We start from the raw sequence: 22,553 nt of genomic DNA, 5'->3' as shown, positions 1-22,553 counted from the left end.
TTCGTCATCAAAGTCCGCTTTTTGAACTTCCCCTACCTTAACTGTATGTTGATATGCCAGTCTCGTCTTTATATATCTCAATATGCGACGGCAATATTTCAAAAACTCCCGGCAATGTTCCGCCATATTCCCCATCCAAATTCAATTGTACTTTATCTGGTGATGTTACGGTTAAGTGATTTGTCCGAAAATGCTCAACATGTTGATCACCAAAATGCTCACCACGTAATGCCAATGATACTAATCGGATAAATTCTGCCAGATTACATTTACGAATAAGCAATACATCGAATAAACCATCATCTAGCTTAGAATCAGGTGCTAATCGTTCAAACCCACCAACTGAATTACTGTTGCATATTAAGAACAGCATGAACTCGCCAGTAAATGTACCTACACCTTCCGCTTCAAAGGTTAGCTCTGTCGGACGGAGATGCACCATCTTCTCCATGCCCTTCAAGTAATATGCTAACTGCCCGATCATCGTTTTCAGCTTAATCGGTACATCATAGGAAAGCTCCGTTAAGAAGCCACCACCTGCGATATTCATAAAGTAGCGTTCATTCGCTTTACCAACATCGATCTGCACGGCATATTGATTAATAATAAGTTCACATGCATATTCCCAATGCTTCGGTATACCCATCGCTCGAGCAAAATCATTCGTAGTACCAACTGGTATTATTCCAAGCGGCAATCGATTAGACTTACCCGCCAGACCATTAATGACTTCATTTAAAGTGCCGTCGCCACCTGCGGCAATGATTAGATCGTAACCACCACGCTCTAAGGAACGTTCAACTTCTAATGTTGCATCGCCTTCCCCAGTCGTCGCATGGCAGGTAACCTCGATCCCACCTTCATCGAGTTTTCGCAATATATCGGGTAATCTACGACGCATTTCTTCTCTACCCGATGTAGGATTATAGATTAATCTAGCTCTCTTCATCGTTGCTTCACTCCTTCACACGTTACACATGCTAATAAACCTGCGATATAATAACTTTGTCATCTCGCGATGTGGCAACAATGTTTCACCAGTATATACATAGTCTAGCCCAGATAGACGTGATGGAATCACCGTACGTGTGAAATAGCCAGCGCTAATGAATATCGGTAATACGATAACTGATTTCACTTGAGGGACATCTAGCATTTGTTCTAAATGCACTCTAGACTGCTCTGGCAATAAGGCAGCATAATCTATTGCAGCAAATGATAAATTCACACTTAGTTTATCCATTAGCTGCTTCATCCCTGCATCCCATAGTCGATAGAAATAGTCAATGCTACTACCATGACCTAATAATAACACCGCTTCTTCACTTGGATTATGGCTCATACTTAGTAACTGTTGCTGTAAAATAGCAATGACCTCTGGATCATCGACGATCGGTTCGTGAAATTGTACATGTGCTTGTACTTGAAATGGCTCTAAATCCCCAATAAAGTCTGATACCGGTTCAAAGCCGAAAGCTTGCTTAATTTCTTCTATATGTGAACTACCGTATGAAACAAATAAAGGCATTACATGAATATGTGTAACACCTTCTTGTTCTAATGCAGTTATCCCGTCTTGTATAAGCTTTCCTTCTACCAATTCCAAATAAGCTGCATATATAGGAATAGACATACTACTCCCATTATGTTGCTGCAACTTTGTCTCATTACCCCTATCGTTTAACAGACCGTCCTTGAATAACGCCGTTGCCTCGCTAACGAGTTCCTCAACTTGCTTTACCCAGGAAGCATCTCGTGAACCGTGACTGATAACCAATATGCCCCGCTTCATAGGCACTCCCCTATTTCTCTAGACGATCTAGTGCTAATTTATAACCATCGTTACCATAATTCAAGCAACGTTTAACGCGAGATATTGTTGCTGTACTTGCACCCGTCTCCGCTTCAATCTGATTATAAGTGTTTCCATTACCAAGCATACGAGCTACTTCTAATCGTTGTGATAACGATTGGATTTCATTCACAGTACATAGATCCTCGAAAAAAACATAGCATTCTTCCACATTTTTCAACGTCAGAACAGCTTCAAATAATTGATCTATCGATTTATCATTCAACTTTTTCAATTGCAAAGGGATCGCTCCTTATATTTTCAATACAAATCGATATTTTACGTTCCATTTAACACGTAAACATACATCGTAAGTATCAAATTACAGTCTATTTCTACTATTGTAGCGTGTTTTTTCTAATAGTTCAAACAGTACCGTATTCACGCGTTAAAGAATAGAAGTTTCGTATCAGTCAAACACCCAAATATTCACCATTGCACTAGGCATATATCCAATCCATACAGATGCCTATTTCATATACTGTACTAATCATTATAAAAAAAGGTTGTGATTCAAAGTGAGCACTTCCCCTCATGGACAAAACTATGCATATCGAAGAAATCCAACTCGGACGATTCATGCTTCAACCTTTCAGCCTCAACAATTCGGTCATTCACATGGCTATACTGTGATACCGAGTCAACATAGCGGATATTCAACAACTTCGAATATTCAAAATGCGGTTTCAACTTCGCAAGCCACTCTACCAGTAGCAACCTCAACAGCTTTGGATACAACTCCCCCAAAGCCAAGTAGTAGTGGATTCAGCCTTGCGACCTTGACGAAATATGCCAATGTTGACGAATTGAAAGGGCTGGTCGATCGTTTTGGTGGACTTGATGGTATCCTTTCAACGGTCACTACCGTGCAAAAGGTTGTAAGTACTGTCGGTCAAATTGCACCTATGGTCAAAATATTTGCAGGTACAATGGGCAAGAAAGGAAAAGAAAGTGCGACGACAGAAGCTACTTCCACTCCTGCACGTCGTCGCTCCGCTACGAGTAGATCAAGAAGAACAAGAAATTCGAGTAGTAGCAGAAGAACTTCCTCTAGCCCTTCAAGTAGAAAATCGACTCCATTAACGAGGAGACAAGGTAGTAACCGCTAATTTCACACAATAAAAAAGTATCCCATTAATCAGACAATGCGGCTGATTAATGGGATACTTTTTGTTAACAAATCTAGGACCATGAAACAAAACCCAGCAACGTGCAGGGCACGAGCACACAAGCGGCCATAAGCCCGTAACTTCCCAAGCTCGCTTCATATTCGATGTCGAATACGCTACGTCAGCATACCCATCGTTATCAAAGTCTGCTTTTTGAACTCACCTATAAGAATAAGGCTTTGTAGATCCAGAAGATAAGCATAGACATACCCGCCGTAATCGGAATCGTAATAAACCAAGCGATAATAATTTTACCTGCTACGCCCCACTTCACACCAGAAACACGCTTCGCACTACCAACACCAAGAAGTGATGAAGTAATAACATGCGTTGTACTTACTGGAAGATGTAGGAATGTAGCCGTAAGAATTACTAATGCAGAACCCATATCGGCGGCAAAACCATTAATCGGCTCAATTTTGAAAATTTTTGTACCCATTGTTTTAATAATTTTCCAACCACCAACGGATGTTCCTAAAGCCATCGCTGTAGCAGCAGAGATTTTAACCCATAAAGGTACGTGATCCGCAGTATCTTGAATACCAGCGGCAACAAGGGCAAACACGATAATCCCCATTGCTTTTTGTGCATCATTCGTACCATGTGCAAAGGATTGGAACATGGCGGTAACAACTTGCGCCGAGCGGAATCCTTTGTTAGTCGTATGTGGATTTGCTTTCACAAAAACTCGTTTAAGTAGAAACATTAAAATGAAACCTATAGTAAACGCAATTAGTGGTGACAAAATTAATGCTTTCAATATATCTAGAAAACCTACCATATTCAATGCATTAAAACCTGCACCGGCGATAACTGCACCAGCCAAAGCCCCGATTAGAGCATGAGAAGATGAAGATGGAATTCCAAACCACCAAGTAACTAAGTTCCAAATAATTGCACCGAGCAACGCACATATTACAATTTCAACACCGAAATCTAATGTTGTTGGATCAGCAACGCTACCACCGATCGTTTTTGCAACTCCTGTAAACGTCATCGCACCAATAAAGTTCATCACTGCTGCCATAAGAATCGCAACACGCGGCTTAATCGCACGAGTAGAAATTGAAGTTGCAATGGCATTCGCCGTATCATGGAAACCATTAATAAAGTCAAATGCTAACGCAAGAAAAACAACAATTACTAATATATATAATTCTATTCCCATCTATCTGACCTCTGCTCTCCCGTTTAGCTATTACGCATAACGATAGTTTCAAGTGTATTTGCTACATCTTCACAGCAGTCGGTTGTTTGTTCAAGTCGCTCATAGACTTCCTTACGCTTAATTAGCTCGATCGGGTCAGTAACATTGGCAAACAATTGCGTTACACTAATGCGAAGCAAATCATCACCTTCATTTTCAAGACCATGTATAGCAATATTATGTTCACGAATTGGAAGAAGCTTCTTGACAGTCAATAAATTAATTGCACTTTTGATTTGATGTGCAGAGCGAACAAGTATATCTGCAAATGCTGTAATATGTTCGTCTTTTTCTGTGATATGATACATTAAGAAGCGTGTACTTGTCGCTTCAAGTCCATCCATCACATCATCAAGTGAAGTTGTCAAAGCCATAATATCTTCGCGTTCAATAGGTGTAATAAACACTTTATTAAGTTCACTTAAAATCGTGTGTGTATACTGATCACATTGGTCTTCATATTCTTTCATACGCTTTACAAATACTTCAACGTCAGAAAGATCAGTAACACCCTTCGCAAAATATTCTGCTGCCTCAACAATTGTATCCGCCATTTCTTCAAAAGTTCTGAAGAAAATATCTTTTTTCGGTTTCTTAAACATGTCAATCCCCTTATCGATTTAAGATAGTAGCATACAACACATTATTATGTGTGCCATGGAATAGTGTAACCTAGAATTGTTAACGCAATGTAAACATTCATGAAAAATTAATAATTATTTTCATGTTTTTTATCGAAAATTGTCGATTTCGTCAACATTATCCTACTATTCCCACTTTACATGCTCATTAATTGCTTTTCCAGTTGGTAGTATATGGATAATACTCTTACCTTTTGCAAAATTGATCTCTACACCATTTTGCAGAAAACGGATCATACCATCCTCCGCTCTAATCCAATTGCCTTCTATCGAATGACCATGACTAATAATGAGTGCATCGCCACCACTTTGTAAATCAACAGATAGTCTACCTTCATTATCTAACACTTTATGATTCGTCTGCATAAATATTAGATTCGTCGCCGATAATTGTTCATCATTATTTTTATCAATATGGGGCTCGTCATTAATACTTCGTAAATATGTACCTTTTACCTCATCATATTGATAGCCTAGACGATAGCCCTTCAATTGAAAAATAACTTCTAATTGCTTAATTGCTCCACTAGCCGTTAATGTATCCTGCTCGGTAAATGGATATCCCTTTACGCTTAATTCCGTCTGATACGACTTTTTTTCAGCGCCTTCTCTTAATTTTGTAAGATTCGTATATAAGTTATGAGGAGCCTTCCGTTCAGAACTTCTCCAATAATAAGGACCTGCATTCGATATTTCATCTAAATATGATTTCTTTTGTCGTTGTAAAATTGCATAAGCATCATTACTTGCTCCCGCGTGGGCAATGACTGCACCAAAACTATCTGCAAGATCGATAAAGTATGGTCGATTGCTGCGTACGGGACCAATATCAAAATCATTGTCTGGCGTACTTTGAAATATTGCTACCAACCTTGTAATGCCACCTTCAGCAAGAACTTCCCATATCATATCTGCATGACTTAAACCACTTTGTGGTCTTGCTGGAGCAAGATTGTTAATAAGCACTGCAATCGGAGCATTGTTGACTTCCTGTTCTAACCCCATACCAGTAAATGATGCCTGAAAAGCCGGTTTAGGTGGTTCTGGTGTTGCAGTAGCTTCTACTACTGGATTTGTTGCTGTCGGACTAATATTAACATCCGAGTTAGTAGTCCCATTACCGCATCCCACTAACCCAATAGCGAGCACAGCTAATACACCTAACTTCAATCGACGAAACCTCTTCATTACATATACCTCCTAAAACTTTTTGTAGCTTCCTGAACTGCTTCTTGGTATCAAAAAGTAACTACGGAAGCATAAACTAAATGCAGAAAAATACACTTACATATTCCACTTGTTTTCTATTTAATCATAGTTTTTTCGGGATGTCTCCACAATTTTACTGTCTTTCCGACTAAAAATGAACCTTTTATGGCAAGATAATGGAATCATTGGTTATTGGAGGTATATAGATTGGATCAGCAAAGAGGAAATATTACAATATGGCTATCGCTCTCCATCATCATATTAAGCGCTGGAATCGTCGCTCATGTGATGGCACTACCTGTTATTCTCAATGTAGCAGGACGTGACTCTTGGATTTCAGTCCTTATTGCCGCTCCTTTTTTTATAGGTTGGCTTCTAATCTATAATTATTTTATTAAGCAATTAAATGGTCAATCCTTTCTAGATTGGAGCAAGCAGCATTGGGGCGGTTTCGTAAGCTGGATCGTGAAAATAATATTAGCTTGTATATTATTTTTTGCAGGCTTTTACAGCCTGCTGGATACGATGATGTGGACAGTATCTACATATATGATTCAGACACCTTACTTCGTTATTAGTTTGGTTGCAACCGTTATTTGCGTTTTGGCAGCCTATTATGGTCTACAATCGATCGCCATTCTTGCTTCGTTGTTATTACCGGTCGTTATTTTTCTAGGATATTTTGTTGCCTTTTCAAATACAAAGTATAAAGATTGGGACTTGCTATTCCCCATCTTTGACAAAGGTATTACTCCAGCAATAAGCGGAAGTCTATACGTTATCTCAGCTTTAATGGAAATTTGGGTCATCATGCTCTATTCTCACCACATTAAACAAAAGATTAAATGGTGGCAGACGATCTTACTCGCACTATTATTACTAGTTATGGTTATGGGACCATTAACAGGAGCTATTACTGAATTTGGTCCTGACGAAGCAACTAAGCAAAGACATACAGCATTCGATCAATGGAGGATTTTATCACTAGGTCAATTTCTGCAACATGTTGATTTTCTTTCTATTTATCAATGGTTGTCTGGCTCAATTGTGCGTATATCAATTTCGATGTACTTATTAGTCGACTTATTTCAAATTCGAAAGAAGAACTTTCGCCTATTATTACTCTGCTTAATAGGAGCTACAATGATTGCACTAATGTATTTGCCATGGCGAGAGGAAATCATGCTGAATTTGCTACAGCATATTTACTTTCCAGCATTATTCATTTTTGTAGTACTCTTTACCCTTCTTATTGGTATTTCTATATATATCATTCGTGCAAAGGAGCGACGTAATAATGAAGGAGCAACTAGTTGAACTTACAGAAGAAGCGTTAAAGAATTATTTCAAGCTTTGTAAAGATGTCGTCATATTGAATAAAACATATGGTGATGAATCAACAACTAAAGAGGGACCCTATTCTCAATCTAGATACGATCAATCAACTGGAAAAGCTAAAAATAGTAAGCAAGTATTTATCGTATTTTCTGATGTTGTCATTAACAATTCAATGCTTAGTGAGACCATCTTTCCAGAGCTAAATCTTATCTATGAAAAATCAAAATTCGAAAGTATATCTTCTTTGCAACAAGTTACATTATTGAATTGGTCGGATATTAGTCTCCCTGATAGGCCGATTACTCTAAATCAATTTTCGGCTTTATTGTTTGAAGGGAACTTAATGTTTATCGTCCCTGATCTACAAGCTATTTGGACCATCAATATATCTAATTTCCCTACTCGATCAACGGAGGACTCTGCTTCAGAACCTTCAATTCGAGGACCCCGTGATGGCCTAATTGAAGATATTAGTTCAAACGTTGCTCTTATTCGGCGTAGAATTCGTAGTCAACATCTCGCCTGTGAAACGTTTACTTTAGGGACAAGAACATCGACTAAACTCGCATTAATGTATATCGACGATATTGCCAATCCTGAAACGATCGAGAATATAAGAACCAAATTAGAAGCTATTCACGTCGATCAAGTTGTTACAACTGGTGATTTGGAGGAGCTTATTTCTGAACAATCGTTTGCAGTTTTTCCGACAGTGGACTACTCAGCTAGGCCGGATTTTGTAGCTGATAGTTTGCTTAATGGAAGATTTGCCCTTATATTAGATAACAATCCAACAGCAATTATAGCCCCTGCAAATTTCCTGCTGTTATTGAAGTCTCCTGAGGATAGCTATTTTCCACTTCTCTCTTCAAATATTGGCCGCTTATTACGGTTACTAGCATTATTTTCGACTATTTTCCTCCCATCGTTCTATGTTGCAATTACAACATTTCATCCTGACCAAATACCATTTTCGTTGCTTGCTACTATTTCTACTTCAAGGTATGGACTGCCTTTGGATACAGGCCTAGAAATGATCATTATTATGTCTTTGATGGAGTTACTGCGCGAGGCGGGAATTCGTCTCCCTAGTTCAATTGGCCAAACATTAACTGTAGTTGGAGGACTAATTATTGGGGATGCTGCTATACGAGCCGGGCTTGTTTCACCTATTATCATCGTCATCACTGCTATTACCGTTGTAGCTAGTGCAACGCTTGTTAATCAATCGATAAGCAGTACGGTCGTAATGTTGAGATTTTTCTCGTTTCTATTCGGAACATTTCTTGGGATATACGGGTTTATTTTATCAATTATTTTGTTCTGCTTATATTTGTCGACGATCCGATCTTTTGGTGTACCCTACTTGGCACCTTTATCACCATTAGATGTACGCGGATTGATACCGGCGATTTTTGAAATTCCTATGCGCTGGATGAAGCAAAGACCCGGCTTCCTCCATACTCAAAAACCAAAAAAGGATGAATAACAATGTATTTTTTGAAAAGTACATTACCATTAAAAGTAATAATGATATGCACCTTAATCTTACCATTAACTGGTTGCTGGAGCTCCGTCAATATTGAAGACCAGCTATATGTTTCAGCATTAGGAGTCGATTATAAGGATGAAGAATTTACCGTATACGCACAAGTGCTTGATTTCAACAATCTTTCTCGCTCTGAAGGAGGATCAAGAATTTCTCCAGAAAAATCAACCTTTGTTGGGAAAGGTAGAGGGAAAACGATCAATCAAGCTGTATTTGATCTCTATAGTACAGCACAAGCTCATGTAGAATGGGGACATATGGGAGCTGTCGTTATCGATGTGAAGGCAATGGAAGTGTTAGGTCCACCCATTGTCGAGCGGTTATATCGTTCTCCAAGTACACGATACAATACGTGGCTCTATGTTACTGAAACTCCAGTTGATCAAATATTAGCTACAACTTCTTTTTTCGACATGACATCGCTGTTCTCAATTCTTCATCATCCACAAAACAACTATCGACAAAACTCAATCTTTCCACCAGTGATAATGTTCAAATTTATTGTCGATAGCGATGAACATGATCGTACTATTTATATCCCTTGTATCGGTATTGATAATTCTCAGTGGAGTAATTCTGAAAATCCGTTGGAATTACTGAAGATTACTGGTGCATATTTCGAATCTCCTGCCGGTAAAAAAAGTCTATTTAGTCATGAACAATTAACCGGGATTCAATGGCTAGACGAATCTTTCAAACGTATTTCGATGGCGGTCGAAGATGAAGAGGTCATTTATGCTAACCTTAGCATTTTTCAATCTCATATTAAAATTAAGCCCTCCATTCAAAATGGACAAGTTAAATTCAATATAACAGCTAGCTATCAAGCGAGCATGCCCGAATATATTGAAGAAATTACTTATGAAGAGCTAGTAAAGCTCGCAGAGGATAAAATTAAAAAAGAAATATTAAACATTTACAAACTTGGTCTTGAAAATGAATTAGATTTATATAGTCTTATGCACCATTTCAGATTGAAATATCCTAAACAATGGATCTCTATGACTGACAGAGGACAAGAGTTTATTTTGAACGAAAATTCTATAGAAAGTCTAAAAGTTAATATTATCATTTCAAGTAATGGAAAATATAAACGAGAGATTCAATAACATCTACTTCTAAATAGACCAGTTCAGCCATTGGAGCTTCTGGTCTTCTAATTTGTTTAGCCACTTGCTCGTTACTTCAATAACTTCTTGCTGATGTCGGTGACTTGAATAAGTGTGGTTAGCTTGGAAAACAATTTCCTTATCGCAACTTCCATCTCCGCGCGTCCAAAATACCTTCTGATACAAGGAGCAATAATCTGCTGGTATGGTATCGTCACTTGTTCCGTGAACAACTAATACATCGCCAGCAAAGCGAGTTGCTGCCTGAAACGGCTGATGCTCCATTAATGAATCAAAGAATACAGGTGACAACGAGTAACCAAGATGGTCGGTAGTTCCCATTGTATGTGCTTCGTCAAAACTCTGTCTCCCAACGATGCGTATAATATCATTGAATGGATAGCCTACTGCTGACCATAATATAAGACGTTTAACACGCTTATCCTTGACTGATGTCATAAGTGCAACGGCGCCACCTAAGCTATGCCCGATTAAAGTGATTCTAGTGGGGTCAATACAATCTAAGCTAGTAACATAATCAAGAACTGTTCTAGTCTGCTCAATCATCGAGTCAAATCCTAGCTGACCATAGTCTCCCTCACTTTCACCACATCCTGCATAATCAAAGCGCATCACATAATTACCTTGCTTTGCTAACGCTCTAGCTGTCTTCACAAATAGCCTGTCTACACCAATCCGATTCCCCACAAAGCCATGGCATATTACAATGACTTGCTTCTTTCCTTGATCTGCAGCCTCATCTGAATTACGGATAGGATAATGTAAAGTCGCAGCAAGACTAAGTTCTCCATGATGAATCGTTAATTGTTTTTCCACCGCCATTACCTCCCCTCAATTTTTGTATACCTTCTTCATATACATATTATTCCGACCTGTTTACTATGAATTATGTATATAGAATATCATTATGCGTTTCTCCTGTCAATAAGGCAAGGGCATACATGTTCTTAAGTAAGAGCATGTATGCCGCATCTAGCTTTACTATTCAACTATGAATCAATTCACTATTGCATACTCTAGCAATATCATTTGTATATTACATACTCTATCATTACAATTCATCAATAGTTACAAATATGTATCCTAACTCCGCTAATCTATCGATAGCTGTTGGCAATAGTTTTACTGTGTTCTCAACATGCTTACTTCCAAAGGAATGAAGTAATATATTACCGCCATCGCGAGCATTAGTCAAAATATTATCTAGCATATCCTCAACGGAATTACCATCCCAATCGCGCGGATCAATATTCCAGATAATAACCTGTTTGCCGTAAGACTCCAAATTTGCTCTAACCTCATCGTTAATAGCCCCATAAGGCGGTCTTACAATTTCAGGTGTATAACCAATCACTTCTTGGATTTTTTCATCGGTCTGATCAATCTCTTGCTTCAATTGCTCTGTCGTTAACTTGGTAAAACTAGGATGTGAATAAGAATGATTCCCGATCATATGGCCTTCATCTTCCATTCGTTGCAAAACTTCAGGATACTTATTAACTTGAATGCCAACAACAAAAAAAGTAGCCTTTATATTTTTCTCTTTCAATATATCTAATATTCGCGGAGTGTATTTCAAATCTGGTCCGTCATCAAATGTAAGTGCTATTTGCATCGATTTTTGATCTCCTTCATTAATCTCTTCTTTCACAGGAGGAGTAGCGTGCTCCGTAACAATTTTTTCTTCCTCAAAATCTATGTTAAGGTCTGGAAAAAAGGTCGCTACTGGATAGCCTTCTACATGAACAGGAGGACGTTCCTCACTATCATTCTGATCAATTGGAGCTATATCTGGAAAGTATGAACAAGCAGACATCATAATTAGCAATACAGATAAGATAACGAGTTGAAATGACTTGAAATAGAAGTTATTTCGTCTCATATTGCTCATCCTCTATTTAATAGTATTTCATTCAATTTCATGTAGTATCTAATCTCTATCACATAGTATAGCATATAATTATGAGAAAATATTAATCTTTATATGAAAACCGACTACTAAATTATTGTTCTTTTATTGTTAACAACTTGAATAGGTATTTCCACTTTATTGATAGATTTGAGTGGAATTCTATCAATTGGGAAACAAAAAGTCCGCTGTTACTTTCATGATGAAAGTAACAGCGGGCTTTCGAAAGCCGAGAAGATGAAGCGCTACTTGAGAAAAGCGGAAGCGCAAGTGTACGTGTTTGGTACACGCGGCCCTACAATGTTTCTGCAAGAAACATACATCGGAAGCTTATGCTTGACTTTCCAAGTTCGCTTCATATTCGATGTCGAATAAGCTACGAAGCAATCATCGTTATCAAAGTCTGCTTTTTGAACTTCCTCTTAAACTAAAGCTTTCATCGCGATATCAGTGCGGCTTTGCATCCCATCAAACTGAATGCTAGCTATAGCATCATATGCATGCGCCCGCGCAGCTGCTATATTCTCTCCTAAGCCTACAACACCAAGAACACGGCCGCCATTCGTTACGAATTGACCATCCTGCATCGCTGTTCCAGCATGGAATACTAGAGCGCCCTTCGCTTCTGCTGCTTCAAGACCAGTAATTACTTTTCCTTTCGGATAAGCTGCTGGATAGCCTTCAGAAGCAATAACTACGCATACCGCTGCATCATCATTCCACTCGATTTCAAGCTCAGCTAACGTTCCGTTCATAGCAGCTAGCACGATTTCTAGTAGATCAGTCTTCAGACGAGGCAATACAACTTGAGTTTCTGGATCACCCATACGAGCGTTAAACTCGATCGTTTTCGGACCATCCTTCGTAATCATCAATCCGGCAAATAGTACACCACGGAATGGACGACCTTCGCTTACCATTGCTTTTGCAGTTGGAATAATAATATTCTCAATCGCTTCATCAATAATATGTTGATCGATATGTGGAAGTGGCGTATACGTACCCATACCGCCAGTATTCGGACCTTTATCTCCGTCAAAAATCTGCTTATGATCCTGCGCAGGAACCATTGACTTAACTGTCTCGCCATCAACAAATGCTAAAATAGACATTTCTTGACCAGCTAGAAATTCTTCGATAACAACATGATTGCCAGCATCGCCAAATACTTTCTCAACCATAATGGAGCGAAGTGCTTCTTCAGCCTCTTCAAGAGTAGCTGCTACTGTAACACCTTTACCAGCGGCAAGACCATCCGCTTTAATAACGATTGGAACTTCTTGTGCTTTCAAATAAGTTAGAGCAGACTCAAAGTCTGTAAATGTCTCGTACTTAGCTGTTGGGATATTGTATTTTTTCAGTAGATCCTTCATAAAGATTTTGCTACCTTCGATTTCAGCTGCTGCTTTATTAGGACCAAAAGCAGGAATACCCGCAGCTTCAAAAGCGTCGACAATACCTTGTGCTAACGGATCATCTGGACCGACAAACACAAGATCAATGCTTGCATCCTTAGCAAAGGCAACCAGCTCGTCAAATTGGAATACACCGATCGGTACGCACTCAGCAATTTGAGCAATACCAGCATTACCTGGAGCACAATATAGCTTGCTAACTTTATCACTTTTGTTCAATGACCATACGATCGTATGTTCACGACCACCGCTACCAATAACTAAAATGTTCAATGCAAAGAGTCTCCCTTCATATTCAAATTAATGTTTGAAATGACGAACGCTTGTAAATACCATCGCAATGTTATTCGCATTTGCCACTGCAATAGACTCTTCGTCTTTAATTGATCCACCTGGTTGAATAATTGCTGTAATACCAGCTTTTGCTGCAAGCTCGACAGTATCACCCATCGGGAAGAATGCATCTGATGCAAGAATTGCTCCTTGAACATTTTCAGCAGCTTGCTCAATCGCAATACGAGCAGCACCAACACGATTCATCTGACCTGCACCAACGCCGATCGTCATATCATCTTTGGCAAGTAGAATAGCATTAGATTTCACATGTTTAACAACTTTCCATCCGAATAGCAGTTGTTTCATTTCTTCTTCAGTAGGCTGACGATCAGTTACTACTTGAAGATCTTCAATTTTAATATTATGAACATCACTCTCTTGAACTAACATACCGCCATCTACTGATGTTACTACCCAATCAGCTTGACGCTCGCCAGCTGCTTGGAATTCACCTAGCTTCATAAGACGAATATTTTTCTTCTTAGTCAATATTTCAAGTGCTTCCGCAGTAAAGTCCGGAGCAATAATGATTTCAAGGAAGATGCTTCCTAGAAGTTCAGCAGTTTCCGCACCAATCGTACGGTTAGCAGCAACAATACCACCAAAAATAGATGTTGAATCAGCTGCATAAGCTTTTTGGTAAGCTTGATGAATATCTGCTCCGATACCTACTCCACATGGATTCATATGCTTAACGGCAACAACTGCAGGCTCTTCAAATTCTTTCAAAATTGCAAGTGCTGCGTTCGCATCATTAATATTATTGTAAGAAAGCTCTTTACCATGTAGCTGCTCAGCAGTTGTAATGTTTCCACTAGCCGCCAGCGGCTTTTTATAGAACGCTGCTTTTTGATGAGGGTTCTCACCATAGCGCAAATCTTGAACCTTCTCATATGTTACTGTATAGGTTTCAGGTAGTGGATCACCTTGAAGCTTAGACAAGTAATCAGAGATTAGAGAATCGTATGCTGCAGTGTGACGGAATACTTTAGCAGCAAGACGTTTACGAGTTGCTAATGTAGTAACGCCTTCGGCTTTAAGCTCTTCAACGATTCCTGCATAGTCAGCAGCATCAACAACAACGGTAACGAAAGCATGGTTTTTCGCAGCAGAACGAAGCATCGTCGGTCCACCAATATCGATGTTTTCAATCGCATCTTCATAAGATACATCTGGTTTTGCAATCGTTTCTTTGAAAGGATACAAATTAACTACTACTAGATCGATATAATCAAGTCCTAGATCTTTCATAGCTTGTTGATGCTCTTCACTATCACGAACAGCTAACAAACCACTATGAACTGCTGGGTGCAAAGTTTTTACACGTCCATCCAAAATTTCAGGGAAACCAGTAACATCAGAAATACCAATTACAGGTACCCCTTCTTTTTGTAGCAAATTGAAAGTACCACCTGTAGAAATAATTTCAACACCTTGCTCAGTCAAAGCTCTTGAGAACTCAACGATTCCTGTTTTGTCAGATACACTAATTAACGCTCTACGAATTGCCACTATTTATTCCTCCTACAAACTTTTTATAGCTTCCCGATGTAGCTTCCTGTTAATAAAAAGTTACTTCGAAAGCATAATCCATTATTCATTGTCTTCATAATTTACTTCCTGTAAATATAAAGTTGCTTTATACCGAAGATAATTGCATACTTGTCACTAATTAGAGTAAAATGTTACTTTATTCTGACGATAATTGCACGCTAGCCACTAATTAGAGCAAATTGTTACTTTATTCTGACGGTAATTGCACGCTAGCCACTAATTAGAGCAAATTGTTACTTTATTCTGACGGTAATTGCACGCTAGCCACTAATTAGAGTAAATTGTTACTTTATTCCGACGATAATTGCACGCTAGCCACTAATTAGAGCAAATTGTTACTTTATTCTGACGATAATTGCACGCTAGCCACTAATTAGAGCAAATTGTTACTTTATTCTGACGATAATTGCACGCTAGGCACTAATTAGAGCAAATTGCTACTTTATTCTGACGATAATTGCACGCTAGCCACTAATTAGAGCAAATTGCTACTTTATTCCGGTGCTATTCGCACGATAGTCACTAATTAGAGTAAAATGTTACTTTATTCCGACGATAATTGCACGCTAGTCACTAATTAGAGTAAAATGTTACTTTATTCCGACGATAATTGCACGCTAGCCACTAATTAGAGCAAATTGCTACTTTATTCCGGTGCGATTCGCACGCTAGTCACTAATTAGAGCAAATTGTTACATGTCTGCCTTCTATCTGTACTCTACCTTCCGCTGTCCATTGAATAACCTGCGGATACAACTCTTGCTCAATCATATGAATACGAGCTGCAAGACTTTCTTCAGTATCGCCGTCTTCAATGGCTACTGCGCGCTGAGCAACGATTGGACCACTATCTAAGCCGCCATCTACATAGTGAACCGTAACTCCTGTTACTTTCACTCCGTAGTCTAGCGCTTGCCCTAATGCGTTAACACCGGGGAAGCTTGGTAGCATCGACGGATGCACATTAAGCATACGTCCATAATAGGGTTCAACTAGCACAGACGTAATAATTCTCATATAACCAGCAAGTACAACAAGATCAACCTGCTTTTGTTGCATAATTGCTAATATTTCCTGTTCATAAGCCTCACGAGAAGCATAATTCTTGGGCTTGAATACAAATGCTTCTACTCCCGCTTGCTCTGCACGTGCAACAACAGGAGCTAGTGGCTTATCACAAACAAGAAGCTCGATGGATGCATCGAGCTTCTTCTCCCGTACTGCATCCACAATAGCTTGAAAGTTCGAGCCTTGACCTGATGCAAATACAGCGATACGTAATGTCATTACACTTCTGCTCCAGTAAACGTTACGATGCGGTTACCTTCCGTTACCGTTCCAATAGCGTAGGCTTGCTCACCTAACTCATTAGCAATACGAATTGCTTCTTCGGCTTGCTCAGCTGGAACAACCACAACAAGTCCAATGCCCATATTAAATGTTGTGAACATGTCACGATTCGTAACATTTCCTTTTTGTTGCATTAATTCGAAGATTGGTAAAATTGGCCATGAACCATAGTTCACATCAACATTAACACCTTCTGGTAATACGCGTGGAATATTTTCAATAAATCCGCCGCCAGTAATGTGAGCCATACCTTTCACATTCACTTGCTCGATTAATTTCAAAGCTGATTTCACATAAATTTTCGTTGGCTCTAGTAGAACGTCTCCAAGCTTAGCTCCACCTAATTCAGCAAGCTCATCTTGCAGAGAATAACCTACTTCTTCAAGCAGTAGACGGCGCACAAGCGAGAAGCCATTACTATGAATACCGCTTGAAGCGAAGCCTAGCACAACATCTCCAGGAGCAATGGTAGAACCATCTATCATCTTCGCACGATCAACGATACCAACCGTAAATCCAGCAATATCATATTCATCCTCTGAATACATACCAGGCATCTCAGCAGTTTCACCACCGATTAGCGCACAACCAGATTGTACACATCCTTCAGAAATACCAGCAACGATTGCTTCGATCTTCTCAGGTACTACTTTGCCGCAAGCAAGATAGTCAAGGAAGAATAAAGGCTCAGCACCTTGCACAATAATATCGTTTACGCACATTGCTACAGCATCAATACCGATCGTATCATGTTTGTCCATTGCGAATGCAAGCATCAGCTTTGTACCAACACCATCAGTACCAGAAACCAATACTGGCTCTTCATACTTTTCCTTGTTCAAGCTGAACAAGCCTCCGAATCCACCAAGATCAGCCATAACCTCTGGACGGAAAGTACGTTTTACATGCTTCTTCATACGTTCTACTGCTTCATTACCCGCCGCAATATCGACGCCAGCTTTTTTGTACGCTTCTGACATTAATGTCAACTCCTAAAATTTTTCGTTAACTTCTCGAAATAACTTCTCGTAAACAAAAAATTACTTCGATAGCATAAACCACTTTTCATTATCTTCTCGAAGTTACTTCTCGCTAATGAAAAGTCACTTCGAAAGCATAAACCATTTTTCATAACTTCTCGATATACTTCCTGCAAATGAAAAAATTACATCGAAAGCATAAACCTTTTTCGTTAACTTCCTGAAGTAACCTCTCGTAAACGAAAAATCACTTCGAAAGCATATACCTTTTTCCACTTCATAAAACACTTCTATATTAGCGTAATCTTCATTATCAAAAGCCCACTTTTTGAACTTCCTCTGTATAATGATGGTTCAAAAAGTGGGCTTTCAGAATCGAGAAGATGAAGTGCTACTTGAGAAAGGCGGAAGCGCAAGTGTACGTTATTGGTACATTCGAACCGTACTTTCCAAGTTCGCTTCAGATGCGATGTCGAATACGCTACATTAGTCAATCATCGTTATCAAAGTCCGCTTTTTAACCCACTTCTAACAGCTGCAGCTTTTATCGGATGTTTCATCTACTTCAGTTGGATAATCATTATCAAAGCATCCCATACACATACCATGCTTATACTTTCCATCATGACCGCCAACAGCTTCCATCAAACCTTCATCAGATAAGAAGGTTAGTGAATCTGCATTAATCTGTTGACGAATTTCCTCAACACTGCGATATGATGCGATCAATTCATCGCGATTAGGCGTATCAATACCATAGTAGCAAGGATTTTTGAATGGTGGTGAAGTAATTCTGACATGCACTTCAGTAGCACCAGCTTCACGTAACAAGTTGACGATACGTAACGAAGTTGTTCCACGAACGATCGAATCATCAATCATAACTACTCGTTTACCTTCTACTACTTTACGAACAGCCGAAAGCTTCATCTTAACCCCTTTTTCACGAAGTTCCTGTGAAGGTTGGATGAAAGTACGACCTGTATATTTATTTTTGATCAAACCTAGCTCATATGGAATACCTGTTTGCTCTGCATAACCAATCGCAGCTGAAATACTGGAGTCAGGCACACCTGTCACAATATCCGCATCTACAAAAGATTCTGTTGCAAGACGCTTCCCCATACGTTTACGAGCGGCATGAATGTTAATTTCGTTAATATCACTATCCGGTCTTGCGAAGTATATATACTCCATCGCACAAATAGCACGGCGAGACTCACCAGCATCATAACGTTCGTAGCTAACGCCATGTTCATCAATAATGATCATTTCACCAGGCTGTACATCACGTACATACACGGCACCAACAGCTTCAAAGCCGCAAGTTTCAGATGAGAACGCATAGCCCTCACCAAGCGTTGCCATAGCTAATGGACGCAAACCATGTGGATCTGATGCTGCAATCATCTTGTTGTTCGTCATAATTAAGAAAGCAAAACCGCCAACTAGACGTGCTAGTGCATCACGAGCTGCTTCCACAAAATCCTTCGATGAACGAGCAATTAAATGAGCGATAACTTCTGTATCACTTGAAGTTTGAAAAATTGAACCACTCATTTCTAACTCTTTACGAATTTCAGGAGCATTAACAATATTACCGTTCGTAGCAACCGCAAGATCGCCGTCACGGTACTTGAAAATTAGCGGCTGTGCATTTGCCAATCTGCTTTCCCCTGCTGTCGAGTAACGTACATGTCCAATCGCACGCTCCCCCTTCAGCTTTGAAAGAATATCTTGCGTAAATACTTCCTTTACAAGACCCATCTCACGGTGGTAATTAAATTGATTATTGTCGCTAACGTCGACTGTACAAATGCCTGCACTTTCTTCTCCACGATGCTGAAGAGCATGCAAACCATAATACGATACGCCAGCAGCGTCGGGGTGCCCGAAAACTCCGAACACACCGCACTCTTCTCTTAGCTTATCGAAGATATCATCACGACCGATACCTTCGTTATAATGATCACCCGTCCAAAGTTGTAAGTCTTTTACTTCATTAGACATGGGATCGCTTCCTTCCACACTCTCGCGAATTTAGCGACTGGACCATTAATTGCAGCTTTGTCATTAACAGAAATATTTAGATCGTTGCCGCCAACCGTACCGATTACAGCATGAGCAACACCTTTTGCTACTAAATGAGCAAGTAACTCATCAGCTTTTGCTGGTGTAGCAGACAATAGAATACGAGATTGAGACTCACTGAATAGATAATGATCAGTACGTAGACTAGTCGTCGTAGCAACGTTTGCTCCGATGTTACCACTAATGCAGCTTTCTACGATTGCCGTTGCAATACCACCTTCAGACAAGTCATGTGCAGAAGCAACAAAACCAGCTTGGATGGCAGTTAATACGGCTTGTTGAACATTTTTCTCAACAGCTAGGTCAAGTTCTGGCGGGCGTCCGGATGGAGCACCATTTTTCACATATTGCAGCTCAGAACCACCAAACTCTGGCTTCGTTTCACCAAGAAGGACGATAATATCACCTTCTGATTTGAAACCTTGAGTCGTAATATGATCTATGTCGTGTACAAGACCTACCATACCGATAACTGGTGTAGGGTAGATTGCACCTTTATTATTTTCATTGTACAAGCTTACGTTACCACCGATAACTGGAGTTTCTAGTGCTACACAAGCTTCACTAATACCATCAGCAGATTTCTCAAGTTGCCAGAATACTTCTGGTTTATCTGGAGAACCAAAGTTCAAGTTATCTGTAATCGCCAGTGGCTCAGCACCAGAACATACGATGTTACGCGCCGCTTCAGATACGGCAATACGTCCGCCCATTTCTGGATCAAGATATACATAACGGCTATTACAGTCTGTCGTCATTGCAAGTGCTTTGCGAGTACCGTCAACTAATACGACAGCTGCATCAGAACCTGGTTGAACGGCAGTCGCTGTACGAACCATATAATCATATTGGTTATAAACCCACTCTTTGCTTGCTACAGTTGGAGATGCAAGAATCTCTTCTAGTGTTCCGTTCAAATCTGTAAGCTCAGCAAAGTCTGCTGCATCTACATTAGCAAATTCACGATAATATGCTGGCTCAGAAGATGGCTTATTGTATACAGGACACTCATCAACTAGTGCTTGTACAGGCATATCGGCTACTTCTTTACCTTTATGAATAAGACGAAGACGTCCATCATCCGTTACTTTACCAACCTTCGCACAAATAATACCCCAACGCTCGAAAATTTCTTTCGCTTGTGCTTCATGTTTTGGTTCAATAACGAATAGCATACGCTCTTGAGATTCAGATAGCATCATTTCATATGGTGTCATATCTGTTTCACGTTGTGGAACTTCATCAAGATATAACTCAAGACCGTTACCTGCTTTAGATGCCATCTCAGCACTTGAGCATGTAAGTCCAGCAGCACCCATATCTTGAATACCTAGTACGATACCTGAGTTGATTAGCTCAAGCGTAGCTTCCATAACTAGCTTTTCCATAAACGGATCGCCAACTTGAACAGCAGTACGGTTTTGCTCTGATTCTTCAGATAGTTCAACAGAAGAGAACGTTGCACCGTGAATACCATCACGACCCGTTGCAGGACCAACATAGAATACCGGGTTACCTACACCTTTTGCAACACCAGTTTGAATTTTATCATGATCGATTAACCCAACGCACATCGCGTTAACAAGTGGGTTACCTTCGTAGCTTTCATCAAAGTTAACTTCGCCGCCAACGGTCGGAACACCGATACAGTTACCGTAGCCAGCAATACCGCTAACAACGTTCTCGAACAAGTACTTCACGCGTTCATTTTCTAGGCTACCAAAGCGAAGACTGTTAAGCAGTGCAATTGGACGAGCACCCATCGAGAAAATATCACGAAGGATACCACCAACACCCGTTGCAGCACCTTGGAAAGGCTCGACTGCAGATGGATGGTTATGTGATTCAATTTTGAATACGACTGCTTGGTTGTCACCGATATCGACGATACCAGCACCTTCACCAGGACCCATAAGAACTTTTGGTCCAGTAATCGGGAATTTTTTCAGAATTGGCTTAGAGCTTTTGTAAGCACAGTGCTCAGACCACATAACACTGAATACACCAATTTCTGTATAGTTGGGCTTGCGTCCAAGGAAGCCACAGATTAGATCAAATTCAGAATCTGATACGCCGAATTGTTGATAGATTTTTTGCTCCGCGATTTGTTCTACGGTTGGTTCCTTAGCCGTTAATTGCTGTGCCATGTTGTTCCCTCCATGCATTCAAAATCGATGTAAACATACGTTTGCCGTCTGCAGAACCTAAGATTTCGCTAACTGCGCGCTCAGGGTGAGGCATCATTCCTACTATGTTACCTGCTTTATTACTAATTCCTGCAATATTATCCATAGAACCATTCGGGTTAGTGTCATCTGCATAGCGGAATACGATTTGATTATTGGCATTCAATTCTGCTAATGTTTCATCGTCGCAGAAGTAGTTACCTTCACCATGTGCAATTGGAATATTAATAATTTCGCCTTGTGCATAATCTGTTGTAAATGGTGTTTTGTTATTCACAACTTCAAGCGGCGTTTGGTGACAACGGAATTTCAAACCATTGTTACGAATTAATGCGCCTGGTAGCAAGTTAGCTTCCGTAAGAATTTGGAAACCATTGCAAATCCCTAAAATATATTTACCTGCATCAGCAGCTTTTTGAACTTCATTCATAACATTAGCAAAGCGTGCAATTGCACCACAACGAAGATAATCTCCATAAGAGAATCCACCTGGTACTAGAATACAGTCATAAGCGGACAAGTCCGTCGCTGTATGCCATACATAATCTACTTCTTGACCAATGGCTTGCTCAACAGCCTTGTAGCAGTCGATATCACAGTTAGAGCCTGGAAATACAAGTACAGCAAACTTCATAAC

Annotated in this window: 21 protein-coding genes; 6 read left to right on the top strand and 15 right to left on the bottom strand. The window is 39.8% G+C overall.

Going from position 1 to position 22,553, the window contains the following annotated elements:
- Window positions 1-37 precede the first annotated feature (37 nt).
- The 3 genes from AC1TPB_RS21430 to AC1TPB_RS21420 are packed head-to-tail and all read right to left on the bottom strand — an operon-like array spanning window position 38 to window position 2,093.
- Window positions 38-949 carry a diacylglycerol kinase gene (locus tag AC1TPB_RS21430; protein WP_482078374.1) on the bottom strand — a complete coding sequence of 304 codons (912 nt, stop codon included), beginning with the start codon at window positions 947-949 and terminating at the stop codon, window positions 38-40.
- Window positions 950-964: 15 nt separating this feature from the next.
- Entirely contained in the window at window positions 965-1,792 is an 828-nt protein-coding gene (locus tag AC1TPB_RS21425) for a sirohydrochlorin chelatase (RefSeq protein WP_482078373.1), read from the bottom strand.
- A gap of 10 nt (window positions 1,793-1,802) precedes the next feature.
- On the bottom strand, window positions 1,803-2,093 hold the full coding sequence (locus AC1TPB_RS21420) for a YerC/YecD family TrpR-related protein (protein WP_482062171.1): 291 nt from the start codon (window positions 2,091-2,093) through the stop codon (window positions 1,803-1,805).
- 277 nt (window positions 2,094-2,370) lie between these two features.
- On the opposite strand from AC1TPB_RS21420, the gene AC1TPB_RS21415 reads away from it, so the two are divergent.
- Window positions 2,371-2,961, top strand: a complete 591-nt coding sequence (locus AC1TPB_RS21415; protein ID WP_482062170.1) for a hypothetical protein — start codon at window positions 2,371-2,373, stop codon at window positions 2,959-2,961.
- 223 nt (window positions 2,962-3,184) lie between these two features.
- Here AC1TPB_RS21415 and AC1TPB_RS21410 read toward each other — a convergent pair whose 3' ends face one another.
- The 3 genes from AC1TPB_RS21410 to AC1TPB_RS21400 form a co-directional block, all read right to left on the bottom strand.
- A complete protein-coding gene (locus AC1TPB_RS21410; RefSeq protein ID WP_482078372.1) occupies window positions 3,185-4,189 on the bottom strand; it encodes an inorganic phosphate transporter in 1,005 nt (334 codons plus the stop codon).
- Between the two features lie 23 nt (window positions 4,190-4,212).
- Window positions 4,213-4,830 (bottom strand): DUF47 domain-containing protein, encoded by a 618-nt coding sequence (locus AC1TPB_RS21405; protein WP_482078371.1) that lies wholly within the window; start codon window positions 4,828-4,830, stop codon window positions 4,213-4,215.
- Window positions 4,831-4,995: 165 nt separating this feature from the next.
- Window positions 4,996-6,057 (bottom strand): DUF3048 domain-containing protein, encoded by a 1,062-nt coding sequence (locus tag AC1TPB_RS21400; protein ID WP_482078370.1) that lies wholly within the window; start codon window positions 6,055-6,057, stop codon window positions 4,996-4,998.
- Between the two features lie 228 nt (window positions 6,058-6,285).
- On the opposite strand from AC1TPB_RS21400, the gene AC1TPB_RS21395 reads away from it, so the two are divergent.
- The 3 genes from AC1TPB_RS21395 to AC1TPB_RS21385 are packed head-to-tail and all read left to right on the top strand — an operon-like array spanning window position 6,286 to window position 10,074.
- Window positions 6,286-7,395, top strand: coding sequence for a GerAB/ArcD/ProY family transporter (locus AC1TPB_RS21395; protein ID WP_482078369.1), 1,110 nt, complete (start codon window positions 6,286-6,288; stop codon window positions 7,393-7,395).
- Window positions 7,376-8,905 carry a spore germination protein gene (locus tag AC1TPB_RS21390; RefSeq protein WP_482078368.1) on the top strand — a complete coding sequence of 510 codons (1,530 nt, stop codon included), beginning with the start codon at window positions 7,376-7,378 and terminating at the stop codon, window positions 8,903-8,905. Before AC1TPB_RS21395 ends, AC1TPB_RS21390 begins: the two co-directional genes overlap by 20 nt.
- Window positions 8,906-8,907: 2 nt before the next feature.
- Complete coding sequence (locus AC1TPB_RS21385; protein ID WP_482078367.1) at window positions 8,908-10,074, top strand: Ger(x)C family spore germination protein; 1,167 nt, start codon at window positions 8,908-8,910, stop codon at window positions 10,072-10,074.
- 9 nt (window positions 10,075-10,083) lie between these two features.
- On the opposite strand, the gene AC1TPB_RS21380 is transcribed toward AC1TPB_RS21385, so the two are convergent.
- A complete protein-coding gene (locus AC1TPB_RS21380; protein ID WP_482078366.1) occupies window positions 10,084-10,911 on the bottom strand; it encodes an alpha/beta hydrolase in 828 nt (275 codons plus the stop codon).
- A gap of 235 nt (window positions 10,912-11,146) precedes the next feature.
- Window positions 11,147-11,977 (bottom strand): polysaccharide deacetylase family protein, encoded by an 831-nt coding sequence (locus AC1TPB_RS21375; protein WP_482078365.1) that lies wholly within the window; start codon window positions 11,975-11,977, stop codon window positions 11,147-11,149.
- Window positions 11,978-12,253: 276 nt separating this feature from the next.
- Here AC1TPB_RS21375 and AC1TPB_RS21370 point away from each other — a divergent pair, with 276 nt between their 5' ends.
- On the top strand, window positions 12,254-12,379 hold the full coding sequence (locus AC1TPB_RS21370; protein ID WP_482078364.1) for a hypothetical protein: 126 nt from the start codon (window positions 12,254-12,256) through the stop codon (window positions 12,377-12,379).
- A 47-nt stretch (window positions 12,380-12,426) separates the two neighbouring features.
- On the opposite strand, the gene purD is transcribed toward AC1TPB_RS21370, so the two are convergent.
- The 4 genes from purD to purM form a co-directional block, all read right to left on the bottom strand.
- Window positions 12,427-13,692: a phosphoribosylamine--glycine ligase gene (purD, locus tag AC1TPB_RS21365; RefSeq protein WP_482078363.1), complete on the bottom strand. Its 1,266-nt coding sequence runs from the start codon at window positions 13,690-13,692 to the stop codon at window positions 12,427-12,429.
- A gap of 27 nt (window positions 13,693-13,719) precedes the next feature.
- Window positions 13,720-15,267 (bottom strand): bifunctional phosphoribosylaminoimidazolecarboxamide formyltransferase/IMP cyclohydrolase, encoded by a 1,548-nt coding sequence (gene purH, locus AC1TPB_RS21360; RefSeq protein ID WP_482078362.1) that lies wholly within the window; start codon window positions 15,265-15,267, stop codon window positions 13,720-13,722.
- Window positions 15,268-15,984: 717 nt separating this feature from the next.
- A complete protein-coding gene (purN, locus tag AC1TPB_RS21355) occupies window positions 15,985-16,596 on the bottom strand; it encodes a phosphoribosylglycinamide formyltransferase (protein WP_482078361.1) in 612 nt (203 codons plus the stop codon).
- On the bottom strand, window positions 16,596-17,639 hold the full coding sequence (gene purM / locus AC1TPB_RS21350; RefSeq protein WP_482078360.1) for a phosphoribosylformylglycinamidine cyclo-ligase: 1,044 nt from the start codon (window positions 17,637-17,639) through the stop codon (window positions 16,596-16,598). The genes purN and purM overlap by 1 nt, the downstream gene beginning before the upstream one ends.
- A gap of 346 nt (window positions 17,640-17,985) precedes the next feature.
- On the opposite strand from purM, the gene AC1TPB_RS21345 reads away from it, so the two are divergent.
- A complete protein-coding gene (locus AC1TPB_RS21345) occupies window positions 17,986-18,129 on the top strand; it encodes a hypothetical protein (protein WP_482078359.1) in 144 nt (47 codons plus the stop codon).
- A 38-nt stretch (window positions 18,130-18,167) separates the two neighbouring features.
- On the opposite strand, the gene purF is transcribed toward AC1TPB_RS21345, so the two are convergent.
- From purF to purQ, 3 genes are read right to left on the bottom strand one after another with little or no spacing between them, the layout of a single operon-like run.
- Window positions 18,168-19,649, bottom strand: coding sequence for an amidophosphoribosyltransferase (gene purF, locus AC1TPB_RS21340; RefSeq protein WP_482078358.1), 1,482 nt, complete (start codon window positions 19,647-19,649; stop codon window positions 18,168-18,170).
- Window positions 19,634-21,877 carry a phosphoribosylformylglycinamidine synthase subunit PurL gene (purL, locus tag AC1TPB_RS21335; RefSeq protein ID WP_482078357.1) on the bottom strand — a complete coding sequence of 748 codons (2,244 nt, stop codon included), beginning with the start codon at window positions 21,875-21,877 and terminating at the stop codon, window positions 19,634-19,636. The genes purF and purL overlap by 16 nt, the downstream gene beginning before the upstream one ends.
- Window positions 21,855-22,550, bottom strand: a complete 696-nt coding sequence (purQ, locus tag AC1TPB_RS21330) for a phosphoribosylformylglycinamidine synthase subunit PurQ (protein ID WP_482078356.1) — start codon at window positions 22,548-22,550, stop codon at window positions 21,855-21,857. Before purQ ends, purL begins: the two co-directional genes overlap by 23 nt.
- Window positions 22,551-22,553: the final 3 nt, after the last annotated feature.

Source organism: Paenibacillus sp. Y951 (assembly GCF_056786395.1).
This window is presented reverse-complemented; position numbering and strand designations above follow the sequence as displayed.